Annotated in this window: 15 protein-coding genes; 7 read left to right on the top strand and 8 right to left on the bottom strand. The window is 50.6% G+C overall.

Features of this window, described 5'->3' with window-relative positions:
• Nucleotides 1-273: 273 nt before the first annotated feature.
• Both J2Z18_RS20260 and J2Z18_RS20255 read left to right on the top strand, forming a co-directional pair.
• Complete coding sequence (locus J2Z18_RS20260) at nt 274-1,233, top strand: GNAT family N-acetyltransferase (protein ID WP_007128404.1); 960 nt, start codon at nt 274-276, stop codon at nt 1,231-1,233.
• Between the two features lie 7 nt (nt 1,234-1,240).
• Nucleotides 1,241-1,768: a ribonuclease FAU-1 family protein gene (locus J2Z18_RS20255; RefSeq protein WP_007128403.1), complete on the top strand. Its 528-nt coding sequence runs from the start codon at nt 1,241-1,243 to the stop codon at nt 1,766-1,768.
• Nucleotides 1,769-1,971: 203 nt separating this feature from the next.
• Here the strand turns inward: J2Z18_RS20255 and J2Z18_RS20250 are convergent, their stop codons facing one another.
• Together J2Z18_RS20250 and J2Z18_RS20245 are read right to left on the bottom strand one after the other, a co-directional pair.
• On the bottom strand, nt 1,972-2,589 hold the full coding sequence (locus J2Z18_RS20250; RefSeq protein ID WP_007128402.1) for a TVP38/TMEM64 family protein: 618 nt from the start codon (nt 2,587-2,589) through the stop codon (nt 1,972-1,974).
• 335 nt (nt 2,590-2,924) lie between these two features.
• A complete protein-coding gene (locus J2Z18_RS20245) occupies nt 2,925-3,902 on the bottom strand; it encodes a CPBP family intramembrane glutamic endopeptidase (protein ID WP_007128401.1) in 978 nt (325 codons plus the stop codon).
• A 357-nt stretch (nt 3,903-4,259) separates the two neighbouring features.
• Here J2Z18_RS20245 and J2Z18_RS20240 point away from each other — a divergent pair, with 357 nt between their 5' ends.
• Complete coding sequence (locus J2Z18_RS20240; protein WP_007128400.1) at nt 4,260-5,126, top strand: YitT family protein; 867 nt, start codon at nt 4,260-4,262, stop codon at nt 5,124-5,126.
• 67 nt (nt 5,127-5,193) lie between these two features.
• On the opposite strand, the gene J2Z18_RS20235 is transcribed toward J2Z18_RS20240, so the two are convergent.
• The 6 genes from J2Z18_RS20235 to J2Z18_RS20210 form a co-directional block, all read right to left on the bottom strand.
• Complete coding sequence (locus J2Z18_RS20235) at nt 5,194-5,406, bottom strand: hypothetical protein (RefSeq protein ID WP_007128399.1); 213 nt, start codon at nt 5,404-5,406, stop codon at nt 5,194-5,196.
• Between the two features lie 70 nt (nt 5,407-5,476).
• The gene (locus J2Z18_RS20230; protein WP_007128398.1) at nt 5,477-6,055 is read right to left on the bottom strand and encodes a thymidine kinase; all 579 of its coding nucleotides are present in this window, start codon (nt 6,053-6,055) and stop codon (nt 5,477-5,479) included.
• A gap of 175 nt (nt 6,056-6,230) precedes the next feature.
• Complete coding sequence (locus tag J2Z18_RS20225; RefSeq protein WP_007128397.1) at nt 6,231-6,626, bottom strand: hypothetical protein; 396 nt, start codon at nt 6,624-6,626, stop codon at nt 6,231-6,233.
• Between the two features lie 4 nt (nt 6,627-6,630).
• The gene (locus J2Z18_RS20220) at nt 6,631-8,019 is read right to left on the bottom strand and encodes a sensor histidine kinase (RefSeq protein WP_007128396.1); all 1,389 of its coding nucleotides are present in this window, start codon (nt 8,017-8,019) and stop codon (nt 6,631-6,633) included.
• On the bottom strand, nt 8,016-8,687 hold the full coding sequence (locus J2Z18_RS20215; protein ID WP_007128395.1) for a response regulator transcription factor: 672 nt from the start codon (nt 8,685-8,687) through the stop codon (nt 8,016-8,018). Before J2Z18_RS20215 ends, J2Z18_RS20220 begins: the two co-directional genes overlap by 4 nt.
• A 22-nt stretch (nt 8,688-8,709) precedes the next feature.
• The gene (locus tag J2Z18_RS20210; RefSeq protein WP_007128394.1) at nt 8,710-10,833 is read right to left on the bottom strand and encodes an MMPL family transporter; all 2,124 of its coding nucleotides are present in this window, start codon (nt 10,831-10,833) and stop codon (nt 8,710-8,712) included.
• A gap of 358 nt (nt 10,834-11,191) precedes the next feature.
• On the opposite strand from J2Z18_RS20210, the gene J2Z18_RS20205 reads away from it, so the two are divergent.
• The 4 genes from J2Z18_RS20205 (at nt 11,192) to J2Z18_RS20190 (ending at nt 16,266) form a co-directional block, all read left to right on the top strand.
• Nucleotides 11,192-12,937 (top strand): RNA polymerase sigma factor, encoded by a 1,746-nt coding sequence (locus J2Z18_RS20205; RefSeq protein WP_210095220.1) that lies wholly within the window; start codon nt 11,192-11,194, stop codon nt 12,935-12,937.
• Nucleotides 12,938-13,107: 170 nt separating this feature from the next.
• Entirely contained in the window at nt 13,108-14,016 is a 909-nt protein-coding gene (locus J2Z18_RS20200; RefSeq protein WP_210095219.1) for an EamA family transporter, read from the top strand.
• A gap of 267 nt (nt 14,017-14,283) precedes the next feature.
• Nucleotides 14,284-15,033: a GTP pyrophosphokinase gene (locus tag J2Z18_RS20195; protein WP_007128391.1), complete on the top strand. Its 750-nt coding sequence runs from the start codon at nt 14,284-14,286 to the stop codon at nt 15,031-15,033.
• Nucleotides 15,034-15,129: 96 nt separating this feature from the next.
• Nucleotides 15,130-16,266 carry an NAD(P)/FAD-dependent oxidoreductase gene (locus J2Z18_RS20190; RefSeq protein WP_210095218.1) on the top strand — a complete coding sequence of 379 codons (1,137 nt, stop codon included), beginning with the start codon at nt 15,130-15,132 and terminating at the stop codon, nt 16,264-16,266.
• The last annotated feature ends 70 nt before the right edge of the window (nt 16,267-16,336 follow it).

The following is a 16,336-nucleotide window of genomic DNA, read 5'->3' as shown; positions in this document are numbered from 1 at the left end:
TATGTCTTTCTTATTTCGCCCATGGAAAAAATCCCCTCCAAAGTAGACTTTAATGCGCTTTTTACACACTGTCTACTTAAAGGGGATAATATCAACCCTGGCGGCTTGTTTCTTGATTCCATATCCGATTATCTATAGAAGCTTCGTGATATGGTAGAATAAACCAAAGGTGTGCGGAGTTTAATCCAGCGTGCTGCAATCGGATTAGGAGGCCGCCTGCAGGCGCGATTGATAGCAGGGTTACATTCGCTCGCGAAGGAGGGAGTTGGAAAGATGAGCGTCATACACGAAAAGATCGATTGGAGGCAGTTATCGGAATTTCTTGCCCGGATGAATCGACTCGAACAGCATCACGTCGGCTATTGCGGCGAACAAGAAGAGGAAATTTACGGTACGTTGATGGAGGACTTTGCTGAGGAAGCCAACCGCGTACGGAGATTTACGGTTATTGCGCGCGAAAGCCGGATGATTGGAGCGCTCGGTTTCCAAGTGGATGAAGAGGGCCGGTCTGCAGAGATATGGGGACCCTTCATCGATGCTGGAGAGGCCGAATGGGCTCCACTCGCGAATCAGTTATGGCGCGAGGGATTATCCAAGCTGGATGCAGCCGTGGATACGATGTACGGTTTTTATAATATGGAGAATACTTATTGTGCGCAGTTTATGGCGGAATTGGGCGCTGAACGTTCAGGGATTCACACCATCCTGAAATCAAGAGGTAATTCGCGCGAGATTTGGATTTCGGATTCGACCTTAGCCGAATCAACCGGGGTGCAGGACATCACGCCGGAATATGAGGCTGCTTTCCTTGAACTGCATGAGATGACCTTTCCAAACACCTATTATGGAGCGAAGCAGATCTTGGAACGGTTGGACGGTGACCGAAGGCTGTTCGCAGCGGTGGATCATGGGGAGCTTGCAGGATACGTCTATGTGGAAGCGGAACCTGAGTTTAGGGAAGGCAGTATTGAATACATCGCCGTTTCGGGTGATTTCCAGCGAAGAGGGTATGGTAAAAAGCTGCTGGCGAAGGCGCTCCGTTATTTGTTCGAGAACGTAGGCGCGGAGGAGATTTCGCTGTGCGTAAGCCGGGACAATATCGGTGCCATCCGGTTATACGAAAGCATGGGCTTCGAAACGGAGCATCAGCTTGCGGCATTTGTCCTTAGGGTGGCAGGAACACCCCTGGTTCAGGAACAGGGCCGGTTTGGTCCACCGTCCGAGAGGAGTTGAAGAAATCATGCCGATAGGGTCAATGGCTCAAGGAAGCAGCATCCTTGAGCGAAAAATTCGCTATGATGCCACCGTTGTTGATCACCACTGCAAGCTCTTGAAAGCTGAGGGTAGTACCGTCATCCTAGCGCATCAAAACGAGCGATCGTTCTCGATGAAAGCCGGCGTGAGGGAGCTTACGATATCCAAAGGGGTGCTCACCTTTGCCTACTATTGGATAGATCAGCCCTATAACCTGTATTATTGGAAGGATTTGAACGGGAACGAGCTTGGCGCGTATTTCAACATCGTCAGAAATACGCATGTATCCGAAGAGGCGGTATCCTTTGAGGATTTGATTATCGATCTGCTGGTGCTTCCTGGCGGGGATTATTATATTTTGGATGAAGACGAGCTGCCTGAACCGCTGCATCAATTTGAGGACGGGTTCGTACAGAAAGCCCTGCAAATGCTGCTCGACCGTAAAGAGCACATCCTTCGGGAAGCAGCCGTGGAAACCGAGCGGCTGTGGCAGGAAATGAAGGGGCTAAGCTAGAAGCATGCAGGTGGATGGCAGCCTCGTTGTAGGAATAGGTGAGTACAGGAAACGATCCGTATCTCGTTGGTTGTACTTTGATATGTTTAAAAGCCCGTCATCCCATGCAGGGACATGACGGGCTTTTAAACATCCCTGACGGGAGTTTCTGCCTTGATAGGTCATTTGAGTATCGATCTCATGGTTAGAATCTCGGACCGGGCTTAAGTCTGCTCGTCCGAGTGGTGATACCGGTTCTCCATCTTCTTGCCTGCCAGCCACAGCAGCCACAGCACAATAGCTGCGACCAGAATCCGCCAAGGCTGCTGGACGAATCCCTGCCAGTCGTGCCCGATAAAGGCGACCATGAAGATCATGACGGACTTCCCGGCCATGACGGCGATGGTAAAGGTGCTTGCCGATACGGTGCTGATCCCTGAGGCAATATTAATCAGCGAGGACGGGGTGAACGGGAAGCAGTACAGAATGAAGATCGGGGTAAAGCCCTTTTCCTCAATCCAATGAAAGAAGCGCTGTGTTCCCGGCATCCGCTTCTGAATAAGCAGTCCCAGCTTACCGCCAAGCTTGCGCGCAATCCAAAACACCGTGATGGATCCGAGGCAAACCCCGATCCACGATAACAAGAACCCCCACCATAATCCATACGCCGCGGCGTTCCCCATAACCAGCACGATCAAAGGAAGAAACGGAAGGAACGCCTCGAAGAAGGGCAGCAGGATTCCGGGCAGCGGTCCCAGCTCGGAGTATTCCTTAAGCCAACGCTGCACCTGCTCCATGTCCAAATCTTTTAAATAGGTCCATATGTGTTGAAGCCAATCCATGTTGAGTACAATCCTCTCCCTGCATCCAAACTAAGACAAACTAACATACGGTTCGTAGGGAGCTGACGGATTTACGTTGATAAGCGCACAAACGGCAATGTCTTACGAAGCATCCGGCCAAGCGGCATCCCTGAAGTATGTAATTGTCAGCATTGTAATAAAGGCAGTTTCCTTATGTAACCAGTGAGCACTGGCGGTTGTTCCATATTATATCATACGGATTCGGATATATTAAAATTTGACATGTTCGTCTGTCCTGACAGTGGACCGATATCTTTAAGGAACTAAAACGTAAAGCTCCCACCCGCTGGTCGGATGGGAGCTTTGTTGTAGTTTTATCTCGTCCGTTCATTGCCTCTGTGCGAGGCTTCCACAGGCAGGGCGGCTATTTGATCAGGGTCCGGATCCGGATCAATGGCACTCCAATCGATGCCTTTTCGAATCGACCAGATCAGCAGGAAGATCACCCCGATAATGACCGAGCCGATGGAGATGAGGTAGCTGCCGAGTGGAGACAGGTATTCTACCTCTACGATGGCGGAGCTGGAGGGTACGATTACATAACGGACCATTTCCAGCCAAGCAAGATGGAAGCCGATGCTCATCCATAGATGGTTTGTTACGATGCGGGACAGCTGAAGCGCTGCACTGAAGACTATCAAGCTGATGATATATTCTGTGGTGATGAGATCCCAAGTGCCGATACCGATGGCAACCATCCAAGCGGTTATCGCAATCGGGGCCATAACGAACAATACAATTTGAAAGAGCAGCGCGAGCCAGCGGGGAAACCGGGTGTTCAGATTGCGGTACAAATATCCCCTGAAGGTTATCTCCTCGGGGAAGGCTTCATAGAAAAAGGCGATCATCGAATTGATCAGAATCACGAGGAGCGTAGGTACTGGGAGATGAACATCGACGACCCGCAGCCAGCCAAGCGTGCTGCCGAGCAGCAGGGAGGCGGCCATGACTAACACGATAAAGCCGATCCCGAGCAAGAAATAAGGGAATCCGGACGGCGGGGAAGCGAGTCCGATCCCGCGCCATGGCTGCCGGTCAGCATAACGTCTGAGCAGGTAGATCAGCGGAACCGATACGGATGTCGTAACCACGGCAAGCAGAATCTGCTGCCCGAGCGTCGACAAGCCGTAGGAGCCGCCCACGGTAGCCGCCACAACGGCCAGCCCTAGTCCGGCAACGAACGCGAGCCAGCCAAACAGGATGCGCCAGAACAAATGGAGCCGTCCGTCATCGCGACGCGAGGACCGAGGATTGCCGAGCTGCTGATCGTTGTTTTCCGCTGCTAATGACATGGCGGATTCTCCTTTCATCTATGAATTGCCGGTTTGTAAAACTTCCAAACCGATCTTTATATGTATAGTGATGACTCTAGTATTGTGTTCCTTTCAAGAGAACCTATTTTTCTCACAGGGGCTGCCGGTATGCTGTAAAACGAAGCGGACGAGTACACTATTGGATAGATAAAAATAGAGCATTTACGTGATAGATTTTCGATGGCCACGAATATTTTCGGCCACCCTAAGCTCTTAGTAAATGCTTGATCAGCTTGGGTTTCTAGCAGCATCAGCATTGACATGACCTTGAAACTTTTAATAAAATGTTATTTCGACAGGCTTTACGTGTGAAAAAAGAGACAAAAGGAGTTGGATATGGTCAAAAATCATAAGAAGCTGACGATGGGCGAGATCGTCAAGAGGTTTATCTTCATTACGATCGGTGCCATCCTGATGGCGGTGGCGCTTGAGATATTCCTGGTGCCGAATGAAATTATCGACGGGGGCATTACGGGTATTTCCATCGTATTATCCGAAATTACGCCAATTAAGCTCGGTCTGTATCTCTTCGTCATTAACCTGCCGTTCCTGTTTATCGGGTATAAGCAGATCGGCAAGACATTCGCTTTTTCGACCTTGTACGGAATCGTGATGCTGTCGGTGGCGACTACATTTCTGCATCATTTCGAACCGTTCACTAACGAGAAAATTTTGGCCGTGCTCTTCGGCGGCTTGATCCTGGGTCTTGGGGTCGGGCTCGTGATCCGTTACGGCGGAGCCCTGGACGGAACCGAAATCGTGGCAATTCTTCTATCGAAGAAGCTTCGTCTCCCTGTCGGGCAGATCATCATGATCATTAATGTATTCATCTTTATCACGGCGGGCTTTGTGTTTGGAGCGGACTCGGCCATGTATTCGATCTTCTCGTACTACATCGCTGCCAAGGTCATGGATATCGTCGTAGAAGGACTGGATGAATCCAAGTCTGTCACGATAATCTCGAACGAGTATGAGGAAATCTCCAGTGCCATTATGCAGCGGCTGGGCCGCAGCACGACCATGATTTATGCGAAGGGCGGGTATTCCCAAGAGGACACGCAGATGATTTATTGCGTGATCACCCGATTGGAAATCGCCAAGCTGAAGACCGTGGTTCAGGAGATCGACAAGAATGCCTTCATATCGATCCAGAATGTGGCCGACGTGCTCGGCGGAAGCATGGCGAAGAACAATATTCACTAAAAAACAGGGTGTTTCACGGACTCATGCCATCGGTCCTTGAAACACCCTGTTTTTGGCGGCAGCCGCACTAACCCTTCACTTCGAAAAACTCGCAGTGGTCTCTCCCGTGGTAACCGAGTGAGCTCACGCCGGACTGCGTGATGATTGTGTCTTCGGTAAACCGGATCACGATGCCTCCCGATTCGACGAGGTGGTTATCCTTGAAGATGCGAATGGGGATCTGCTTCTCCAATACTTCCTTGAAATCCGCATCGGTCACCAACGGCCTGACAATCGGCATAACCATTCTACTCCTTTCGGTTAGAACTCAGTAGCTGACGGGTGATTAAATGCTAAATGCAATGGATCCATTACGGCTGAGGCAGCGGCGGATTCGCGTGGCATTTCCGGCAGACGGGAAAATACGTGTCATTTCCCCCGATCAATATCTGTTCGCCGGTATAGACCGGCTTACCGTCTATTACCCTAAGATTCATCGTTGCCTTGCGCTCGCAGAACCAGCAGATCGTCTTCATTTCCTCGATTTTATCCGCATAGATCAGCATCCAGCGGCTGCCTTCAAACAGCTCGTTCCGGAAATCGTTCTTGAGCCCAAAGCCCATAACCGGCACGTTCAGCTCATCCACGATTTTGACAAGCTGCAGAATGCTCCCTTTACTCAGGAACTGGCATTCATCCACCAGAACACAATAAGGCTTTGGTTCGTGATTCTTCACGATGCTGTAAATATCGGTGTCCTCGAATATAGGAATCGCCTCCCGGCGCAGGCCGATCCGCGAGGATACGTATCCGATCGCATCCCGGTCGTCTATGGCTGAAGTAAAGAGGAGGACAGGCTTATTCTGCTCCTCATAGTTATGGGCGACCTTCAAAATCTCGATGGATTTGCCGCTGTTCATTGATCCGTATTTGAAAAATAATTGAGCCATGCCTTCGTTCCTTTCCCCGTTTACGCTTGATGTCGTTCATCCCTAAAGTATGACGCGCAGTGTCTATTGTCGCATTATAGAGGCGCGTTGTCCATGACCTTCTCACGAACAAAGCCAAGTCTCCACGCGGGAGTGCTTGGCTGTTTCTGTTTTGCAATATAGAAGGTTTTATGGCTTACGTTGGTTCCTTTTCTGTAAAAAATGTAATGAAAACAAACAGCAGAAAAGCAAGCAGCAGCACCGAACCGCCAACAATAAATAAAATCATGACCAAAGTTTCGTTCAACTCAAACGGATTCAGATTGTACATCCACATCCCGAAGGTTAGTCCGAAGGAGCCCAATATGGCCATCCAGCCATGGACGGCTACCAGCTTTTTATATTTTACCTTAAAAGCTCTGTAAAAAATGCCCCAAGCAAATACCGACAGCCAGCCAACCAGTAATATGTGGGCATGGATCGGACGCAGGGAATAATCGATTTCGCCTGACATTTTGGATCCGACGTAAGTTCCGAGGATGCCGAATAGCGCCGCATATCTTATTAATCGCAAACTCCATTTTTGTTCCATCAATTTAATCCTTTCCTTCCTTCGGAAACGTGACGGTAAAGGTTGTTCCTTTTCCGAGCTCGCTGTCGAGCGTTATGGTTCCGTTTAATAAAGTAACGATTTCCTTTACAATGGACAGGCCAAGCCCTGTCCCATCTTTCTTGCGGGTCGCGTCTACCCGGTAGAAGCGATCGAAGACTTGCTCAGCCGAAGCTTCCGATAGGCCGATCCCGGTGTCCTCGAATGCGAGGATGATTTTGTCTTTTTTGTTGCTGCATGATATATAGATGTGGCCGTTCGGCCGATTATACTTAATGGCATTTGTAATCAGGTTATCCCAGACGATCCCGAGCAGCTCGCGGTCGGAGAATAGCTTGGCTTCATCCATTTTGTAAGAGATGGTCAGGTTCCGATCCTGCAGGCTCCAGAGATGCTTTTTGACGGACTCCTTGATCTGTAAATCCAGGCGGACCAGGCTTTTTCTAACCGGATAACCGGATTGGTCGAGAGACGTAATCAACAGCAGCTGCTTGGTCAAATTGGACAATCTCTTGGCCTCGTCGTTGACGATGCCGGCATACTGAATCCGCTCCTTCGCTGGCAGATCCGGGTTGATGAGGAGGTCTGCATAGCCCTGGATATTCATCAATGGTGACTGGAAGTCGTGGGATACATTGCTGATGAAGGACTTACGCGCGACGTCGTTGTGTCGCAGCTGCTGCTGCATCTGCAGGAAGTTTTGGGCCAGCTGACCCAGCTCATCCTTGCGTCGGATTTCCAGCGAATACGTAAAATCATCATTGGTAATCGCTTTGGTTGCCTCAGAAAGCTCGGAAATGGGATAGATGAGCCGCTTGGTCATTTTGATTACGCCCAGCAGGCTCACCACGGCAACTGCCAGAATAAATCCCGCGAGCATCATATGAATATCGGAAAATAGGGTTTTGCTGTCCGGTTTAACAAACAGTGCATATGACTCTTGACCGATTTGCAGGGGGATCCCGACGGTATTTCTTATATCATTGGAGAAATGACCCATCATCCAGAATTGATCCCATTTGTTGTCTTTGCCCATATACGGAGTGCCGTTTAATACCTGGTCCAACGTGCGTGCCGGCAGCCGGCCGTGCTCAAAGGGCTCGCCGAAGAAATACTCATCCCCGGAACCGTTGGCCAAATACATCTGATATCCTAATCGTCCGACTGACTCCAGGAAGGGCTGCAGGGAATGGCTTGATACATGCATTTCCTCTAGGACATGGACGATTTGCTTGGCGACCTCCACGTTTTGCTGGGCGATTTCGTCTTTGGTAAACGCCAGATAGACGACGTTGACCAGAACAAATCCGATCAGGACGCTGATCCCCAGAATGAGCAGTGTAGCTGATATAAACTCCCGGTATAAAGTTCTCATTCGGAAGCCTCTAGCTTGTAACCAATACCCCGGACGGTTTGGATTTCGATTGAAGCGTTGTAACGTTTGAGGCGGTCGCGAATCCGGTTCATATGCGTATTTAACGTTAGCTCGCTGCCATCGTAATCCTCGCCCCATGCCTGCTCCAGAAGAACGGAACGGGGAGTGACCTTGTTGGCTCTGGCAGCCAGCAACGTCAGCAGCTCAAACTCTTTTAGAGGAAAGAGAATGGTTTCATCATTGATGATCACTTCAAAATCGTTTCGGTTAATTTTCACATTGCCGACCTTTACGACACTTTCCATCGCGCGGCCATAGCGGCGAAGGACTACGGCAACCCTAAAGAGTAATTCCTTCGGCTCGAAGGGCTTCACGAGATAATCCTCGGAGCCTGATTTGAATCCCTGCTCCTTGTCGGATATTTGCCCCTTTGCTGTCAACAGAATGACGGGGATGTCCAGCTCTTTCGTTAATATTCTAGTCAGGGAGAAGCCGTCCATTCCGGGCATCATGACATCCACTATGGCTAGACTCACCTCTGTCTCCTCCAGAAGCTCAAGCGCATGCTGTCCGTTATTGGCCTGTAAAACCTCATAGCCTTCCCGTAATAAATGGATTGTCACAAGCTGCAGAATATCGTAGTCATCGTCCACAACTAAAATCTTCATGAAAGTCCCCTCCTACCTTGCATTAAGCCTGGGCTGTGTGCTTTTTCTGCTCCGGATCCTTTTCAAATAATAAAATTAAGGAAGGAAGCAGGACGCCTCTCACCAGGAATGTATCGATCAATATGCCAATGGCAACCATAAAGCCGAACACAAAGAGGTCGGCAATCGGCATGGTGGTCAGCGCTGCAAAGGTTGCAGCCAAAATAACGCCTGCCGAGGAGATGATCCCACCCGTATTGAGGATAGCCACTTCAAGCGCGTCCTTTACTTTTAATGCTGCTCTCTCCTCAAGAAAGCGGGAGATTAGAATAATATTATAATCAATTCCAAGAGCCACCAGGAATATAAACGCATAGACAGGAACCCGCGTGCTGATGGACTCATAACCGAACAGAACATCTACCAGGAATAATCCAAGACCTAGAGCCGATACATAAGAAATCAGGATCGTGGCCATCATGTACACCGGCATTTTTAACGAACGAGTCAAGAAGATAAGAAGAATGAGAATCAGAACCGTTTCCAAGACAACTACTTTGACGATGTCATTGTTGTTTGTCGTCCGTTCATCGACTAGTTTGGCTGTCACGCCGCTATAGTAAACATCGCCCTGAGGAGACAACTCGTGAAGGATGGCGTCGGACTCCTTTTGGAGCTCTTCCACAAAGTCGATCGCCTCGGTTGAATATGGATTCAGCGTCAAGGCTGCACTGAATTTTGCCGCTTTGGAATCTTCAGTAATGCCAGTCAGGCGGACGGACTCGATCTCTTCGTAACTTTCCAGCTTCATCAGAAACTGATCGGTCTGCTCCTCGGTTAGCGCATTCTCGGATTCCAGAAGAATCGTGGAAGGCGCAAGCTCGCCTTTGTTATATTTGGACTCTATGATTTCATAACCAACGCGGGAAGGCAGATCCTCCGGAAATTTCTTGACGGTGTCGAATTCGTATTTCAGGTTAAAGACGTTCAAGGCGGAAACGACCATGAAGAAGGCCACGATTCCGCCGGTCAATAGCGGCTGATTCACCACAACTTTAGCGACTGTTCCCCAGAAACCGTGTTTGATTTGTTGTTTCTGGCCGAAATTGGGAACCTTAGGCCAGAATGCTCTCCGTCCAAACAGAGTGAACAGGGCAGGGACAAGGGTGACGGAAGCCAGCATAATGATTAGCATGGCCACGCCGAAGACCGGAGCGAAGTTTTGATAATCACGGAAATCCGTAAAGAACAAAATAAGCATAGCAGCAAGCACGGTGCCGCCAGCAAAAAACACCGGCTCACCGGTAGCGCGCATAGCGTGCTGCATCGCCGCATATTTGCTTTCGTGTTTATTCAATTCCTCGCGGTATCGCGAGAACACGAACAATGAATAATCGATCACGGCGGCAAACAGCAGGATGCTCATGATTGAGGTGGTCGAATTGTTGATTTCAAGTCCGGCTGCGCCCATCAAGGCAACGGATTGATTGACCACCTGATATACGATGACCGTGGCAAGCAGCGGTATGAGGGCAAGCAGCGGCGAACGGTAAATAACGATCAATAATACGAGAATGATGATAACGGTGGCAAGAAGCAGAACGAAGTCCGCCTGCTCGAAAAGTTTGACCGTGTCGCCAGCGATCCCCGCCGGGCCAGTAATATAGAAGTCAGTGTTCAGCCCCTTAGCAATATCATTGCCAAGCCTGAAGGCTTCATCATTGATTTCCGCGTACTCATGGTTGCCAAGACCCGGTTCCAGGCTCATGGGAACCATGATGGTAGAGTTATCCGCCGAAATGAACCCTTTTAGGGCATGAGGCGGCAAAGTGCCGATATTTACAATGGATTTAACCCCCTGAATATCGGCTGAGATGATTCCATTCGTGATGCGCTTGACTTCATCCAGATTAATATCTCCTAATGCATTATGAAAAACCAGAATCCCTGGCGTTCCCTGGTCGCTCGGAAACGTCTTCTCCAATTTGTTCTCGGCAATGATGGATTGCGCTTCATCCGGGAGTGATTGGAAACTGGTCGCTTTGTAATCACCAAGCCTCGGACCGGCGCTTAACCCGATCATAACGATCAGCCAGATCAGGATCGATATCCACATGCCTCTTTTGGTTGAGACCCAATCGGTTATGGGTCTTAATCCCCTTCTCAAAGGTTATTCCCCCTCCTTGTTTTGTCGCACTTACTCTAGCACAGCTCAATAAATTTAATATAAACTCGTCCCTCACCATGGGCTTGGGGCAAATCCGCGGAATGGCTATAAGCAAGAGGGACAGATGGATGCCGGCAACCGAAGTGGACAAATATCTTCGGAAGATGCTGAGCTAAGGAGCCGGTAGATCTGACTGACAAGAACCTATGGTAATATAGTCAAAAGCAAAGATCACCGGAGCCTGAAACAAATTTGCGGTAAAGAGGATGCATTTTAAAAGTTTTTTTGCGAAATTGTCAGAAATGCCTCAATCCCCGAGTCATATAAGCAGTCAACGAAATGAAAGAGGGTATAGACATTGGAAGCGACAGCAGACAAACGGACAGATTGGGATGAAATGGAAGACAGTGAGTTGGTCATTCGCGCCCAGGCAGGGGAACGGGAGGCTTTCGGCGAGCTGGTACGCAGACACCGAGCAAAGGTATACGGCTATGCCAGAGCCATTACCCAGGAGTCCTATCTGGCAGAGGACATCGTTCAGGATGCGCTGATGCGCGCTTTCCTGCACCTCAGCAAGCTGGTCGATGCGGGGCGGTTCCTCCCCTGGATGCAGCGGATCGTACGGAACCAGGCGTACACCAGGCTCAAGTCGAGACCCACGCTTCAGGAGCAAACGTTCACGGAGCTGGAAGGGGGAGGTCGCTTGAGCGCCCAGGAGGACGGCGAATGGAACGATCTGGACCGCATTCTGTTCAGGCTGAACCGGACCGCGAATGAAGCGGCTGCTTCTGCCAATGCTCCCGAGGAGAAGCTGCTTCAGAAGGAAACGCTGCATTCGTTAACCGACATCATTCATTGCCTGAAGCCGCGAGAGCGGATGATCTTCGAGTCCCATTTCTTCGACCAGCTGTCGCCGCAGGAAATCGCCAAGCTGTTTCAGCTCTCTTCGGCCAATGTATACCAGATTATTTCCAGATCTCGCAAAAAGGTGATCCAGGAAAAAATCCGCGTTACCGTTGACTCCTATATGAAAACAAGAAGGGATATGGGAATTATGAGCAAACGGATTTTGGACTACGGCAAGGAGTTTCACGAAACAGGCACATGGACGACAGCAGCGGATGTGATTTACAAAATGCTGCGATATACGGACCGCAAGCTCTCGCTGCCGATGGTGATGGGACTGACCGGTCATGCCTTCCGCATCAATATCGTACCGAAGAGCGTCCATATTGCGGGACCGACCGGCTATAATTTCAGTGAAGTGCTTCCTAGGGGGCTGCACAATATTGGTTTTCACGCTAAGGTAATTGACGGGATGTCTCCGAATATCGGCGAAAACAGCAATCTGCTTGACCCTTCATTGACGGGGAAGGATGCGATGGGCAAACGCAGCATTCATCGTGAGCTCCCGCGAGCGCTGGATTTGATCCACCGCTCACTGGATCAGGGGATCCCGGTCCTGGCATGGGATCTGTTCTTCCCGGAATTCGGCACCGTGTATGGCTATGATGATGAGACCCGGCTGTTATATGCCGAGGAATGCGGAAAAGTGGAGACGCTGCCATTCGATCATCTGGGCAGAAGCGTGCTCGAGGAGATTTTTGTTCTTGCCATTGACGGCAAAGTGGATCTGACGCTGAGGCAGCAGCTCCAGCTGGCGTTGGAATCGGCGATTGAGCATTACGAAGGCCGGGAGAGTGCAATTCCGGCTAACTGCGTCAAAGGATTGGCGGCCTATGATGCGTGGCTCGAAGCGCTGGAGGGCGGCGTAGTCGAGCCGAACGGCCATGCCTATAACATTGCAGTGCTGAGGGACGCGCGTTATTATGGGGCGGAGTTCTTTAAAGAGCTGAAGCAGGCTTGGCCGCTTGAGGAGAAGTCGGAAGAGCTGGCCCGGCATTTTGATAAAGCGTCGGCATTGTACGAAGGGATGTATGAGAAGCTCGATGATCTGCACCGGATGTTCCCGTTTCCGCAAGGTGGCCAGCCGAACGACCCTCTCGCCGCTAGAGAGGCAAGAGGCTTGGTTGAAGGGATTAAGCCGCTTGAATCCCAAGCACTTGAGTGCATGAAGGAGATCCTGGCGCTGATCGGAGACTAAGAACGTAGGCATCCTAGCGGACAAACCGGTTGTTTACATTCCACGAATTCTATTTTAGAATGGAAGCATAATTAGATAGAATCTTATAAGATGAACCCCATTTTTTATTGTTTTCTGGATCCAAAACAATGAGAAATGGGGTTTTTGACGTGTGGAGGAGGAACGAAACATTGTATCAATTGCTGAAGAACTCGTTGTATGTGTTTTTAGGGGCGTGCTGCTTCGGGATTTTATCTACGGTCGTGAAGTTGGCATACCGGGACGGATTCCAGTTTGAACAAGTGATGCTGAGCCAATTCGGAACCGGGTGGCTTATTTTGCTGGTCCTCATGCTGCTGTTCGCGAGACGAAGGGTGACCTGGAAGCAGGCGGTTCGTCTTGCCGGCGTCGGCTTATGCACCTGTCTGACCGGCGTTACATATTATCTTTCGCTGCAGAGCATTCCGGCCTCCATCGCCGTTGTGCTGCTGTTTCAATTTACCTGGATCGGGGTGATCATCGAAGCGATCGTATACCGCAGGCTCCCGGACAAAGCGACCGTCATTTCGATCGCCATTCTGTTTCTCGGGACGCTGATGGCTGGAGGCATTCTCGGTACGGGCGAGCTTCAGCTTAACCTGAAAGGAACGCTGCTTGCTCTTGCGGCTGCCGTCATGATGGCATTATTCGTCTTCTTCAGCGGGCGGGTTGAGACCGGCATGCCGGCGATCACCCGCAGCTTCTATACATCGTCCGGCGGTCTTGTCCTGCTGACGGTTCTGTTTGCGCCCAACGTATTTACGGGGAATGTCCAAATGGATAGCGGTAACGGCTTATGGATCTACGGCTTGATCCTGGGAACGTTCGGGGTCGTGCTTCCGGTGCTCCTGTTTGCGCTTGGTGCACCGAAAATCAGCACCGGCCTGGCTACGATTCTAGGAGCGGGGGAGCTTCCGGTGGCCGTCATCGCATCGGTGATGGGGTTGAACGAACAGGTAACTGCCGTTCAGTGGATGGGCGTATCTCTCATCCTGCTTGGCATCGCCTATCCGCAATGGGCGGCGCAGCGAAGCCCGGGCATTCAATTGGCCAAGGATTAAGCGATTCTTTGGCCGGGGCTGATGTCCCGGCTTGGTGCACTTACATATCGGCAGGGGAGCGCATAGTCGCGTGAGAATCCGGCAGTCAAACGATCGGTTCTTTTTTACGTCAACGTGATGAAGTTGCAGTGGTACCCGAAGATCAACTAAAATTTAGAGAGGGCGAAAACGAATCCCTGTTTCTAAATATTAACCACTCGAGAATGGAAGGGGCGGCAAGCCGTGAGCGCCTAGCTTTATGTCCATTCGGCCGAAAGGAAGTTATTCATGAATGTAATGCAAATGGAACAATTGAAGCTGATCCGTACGGAAATCACCAGGTTTATGCTGAAATATAAATTCGCGCTGGACGAAATCGAAACCAAAATCGAGATTCTGAAGGAAGAGTTTCAGGCTCTGCATGACTACAGCCCGATCGAGCATACGAAATCCCGCCTGAAATCGCCGGAAAGCATGATGAAGAAGCTGCTCCGCAAGGGAGGAGAAATCTCCTTGGCCTCGATCGAGGAGAACATCAAGGATATTGCGGGACTGCGGATCACGTGCTCCTTCATTTCCGATATTTATAAAATCAGCGAGATGCTGCAGAAGCAAAGCGATCTGACCGTCTTGAACGTCAAGGATTACATCAAGCATCCGAAGCCGAACGGATATCAGAGCTTGCATCTGCTCGTAGAGGTGCCGGTGTTTTTCTCCGATCGGGTGGAGAAGGTATGCGTAGAAGTGCAAATCCGGACCATCGCGATGGATTTCTGGGCAAGCCTGGAGCATAAAATCTTCTATAAATATAATAAGTCGGTTCCACAGCGGCTGCTTGAGGAGCTGAAAGCCGCGGCGGATACAGCTAATGCGCTGGACCATCAGATGGAGCGGCTGAATCGTGAGGTTCAGGCCATCAAGGATATGCACGATGAGGACTCCTTGCTGGAGGAGCTAAAGAGCATTCAGATCAACAACCACAAGTATCAGCTGCCGGCCGGGCTGCTGGAGATTTTCTCGGAGGGTGAAGAAGCTTGATCTAGGTGAATCTTCACCGTGTATAATCGAATACATGCAAAGATAAGCCGCGAAGTTCGCGGCTTTTTAATAGACTGATTCTGAAAGGATGTAACCATGAAGAAAGTCATCGTCATTGGATCGGGAATCGTCGGAGCCTCGACAGCCTACGCGTTAGCCAAGCAAGGAGCAGAGGTGCTTGTCATTGACCGTAAAGATGTAGGACAAGCCACCGACGCAGCTGCAGGCATTATCTGCCCCTGGCTGTCGCAAAGGCGCAATCAGGCATGGTACCGGCTGGCCAAGGCCGGCGCGCGCTTCTACCCCGGTTTGATCAAAGAGCTTACCGGGGAGGGGGAGACCGAGACGGGCTATGCCCAAGTTGGTGCGATTAGCATCCATCATAGCCAAGAGAAAATTACCGCGATGGAGGAGCGGGCACAACGCCGTAAAGCGGATGCACCGGAGATTGGCGAAATTACCCGCCTAAACGAAAGGCAAACCCGTGATTCATTTCCTCTGCTGGCAGAAGGCTATCAATCTGTACATATCAGCGGCGCCGCACGGGTAGATGGCCGTGCACTCCGAGATGCGCTGCTCCGATCGGCGCAGCGAAACGGCGCGGTTTTGATTAACGGGGATGCGAGGCTGCAATATCAATCGGGACGCGTCACCGGGGCTGTTGTCAATGGGCGAAGCTTCCTTGCCGACAAAGTCGTGGTATGTGCAGGCGCATGGGCGGATCAGCTGCTGAAGCCTTTAGGCATTCGCTTTAAGGTACATTATCAAAAAGCGCAAATCATGCATCTGCAGCTTCATAATCAGCAAGATACAAGCCATTGGCCAGTAGTCATGCCGCCTTCTGACCAATATTTGCTCGCTTTCGATCAGCAGAAGATCGTCATCGGAGCGACTCACGAGAATGATGTAGAGGGATACGATACCAGGGTGACCGCCGCCGGAATGCAGGAAATTCTGAATAAAGGGCTGGAGCTGGCGCCTGGCTTGGCCGACAGCACCTTCCAAGAGGTAAGAGTCGGTTTTCGCCCATTCACGCCGGGCTTTCTTCCGGTGATCGGAGCTGTTCCCGGCTGGGAGGGTCTATTAACCGCCAATGGGCTTGGAGCATCCGGTTTGACGATGGGGCCTTTTATCGGGAGCCAATTGGCAAAGCTGGCGCTGGGGCTGCCGATCGATATCGATATTCAGGATTATGATGTGCGGAAGGCGATGGATGAGACCGAAGATGGATAGCGATGAAACGATGATGATTCCATAAATACTGGCGTGTCTGTCAGCTCTGATAGGGGCTGTCCCGAAGTAG

Source organism: Paenibacillus lactis (genome assembly GCF_017873605.1).
Taxonomy (GTDB): Bacteria; Bacillota; Bacilli; order Paenibacillales; family Paenibacillaceae; genus Paenibacillus_AQ; species Paenibacillus_AQ lactis.
Note: the sequence above shows the minus strand (reverse complement) of the source record. Positions and strands in the feature narration are given on the sequence as shown.

What these genes read in the sequence shown, in the direction of transcription:
- J2Z18_RS20230 (WP_007128398.1), bottom strand. Translation starts at nt 6,055, where the DNA reads ATGGCTCAATTATTTTTCAAATACGGATCAATGAACAGCGGCAAATCC.
- J2Z18_RS20220 (WP_007128396.1), bottom strand. Translation starts at nt 8,019, where the DNA reads ATGAGAACTTTATACCGGGAGTTTATATCAGCTACACTGCTCATTCTG.
- J2Z18_RS20195 (WP_007128391.1), top strand. Translation starts at nt 14,284, where the DNA reads ATGAATGTAATGCAAATGGAACAATTGAAGCTGATCCGTACGGAAATC.
- J2Z18_RS20190 (WP_210095218.1), top strand. Translation starts at nt 15,130, where the DNA reads ATGAAGAAAGTCATCGTCATTGGATCGGGAATCGTCGGAGCCTCGACA.
- J2Z18_RS20255 (WP_007128403.1), top strand. Translation starts at nt 1,241, where the DNA reads ATGCCGATAGGGTCAATGGCTCAAGGAAGCAGCATCCTTGAGCGAAAA.
- J2Z18_RS20235 (WP_007128399.1), bottom strand. Translation starts at nt 5,406, where the DNA reads ATGCCGATTGTCAGGCCGTTGGTGACCGATGCGGATTTCAAGGAAGTA.
- J2Z18_RS20215 (WP_007128395.1), bottom strand. Translation starts at nt 8,687, where the DNA reads ATGAAGATTTTAGTTGTGGACGATGACTACGATATTCTGCAGCTTGTG.
- J2Z18_RS20250 (WP_007128402.1), bottom strand. Translation starts at nt 2,589, where the DNA reads ATGGATTGGCTTCAACACATATGGACCTATTTAAAAGATTTGGACATG.
- J2Z18_RS20245 (WP_007128401.1), bottom strand. Translation starts at nt 3,902, where the DNA reads ATGTCATTAGCAGCGGAAAACAACGATCAGCAGCTCGGCAATCCTCGG.
- J2Z18_RS20225 (WP_007128397.1), bottom strand. Translation starts at nt 6,626, where the DNA reads ATGGAACAAAAATGGAGTTTGCGATTAATAAGATATGCGGCGCTATTC.
- J2Z18_RS20260 (WP_007128404.1), top strand. Translation starts at nt 274, where the DNA reads ATGAGCGTCATACACGAAAAGATCGATTGGAGGCAGTTATCGGAATTT.
- J2Z18_RS20240 (WP_007128400.1), top strand. Translation starts at nt 4,260, where the DNA reads ATGGTCAAAAATCATAAGAAGCTGACGATGGGCGAGATCGTCAAGAGG.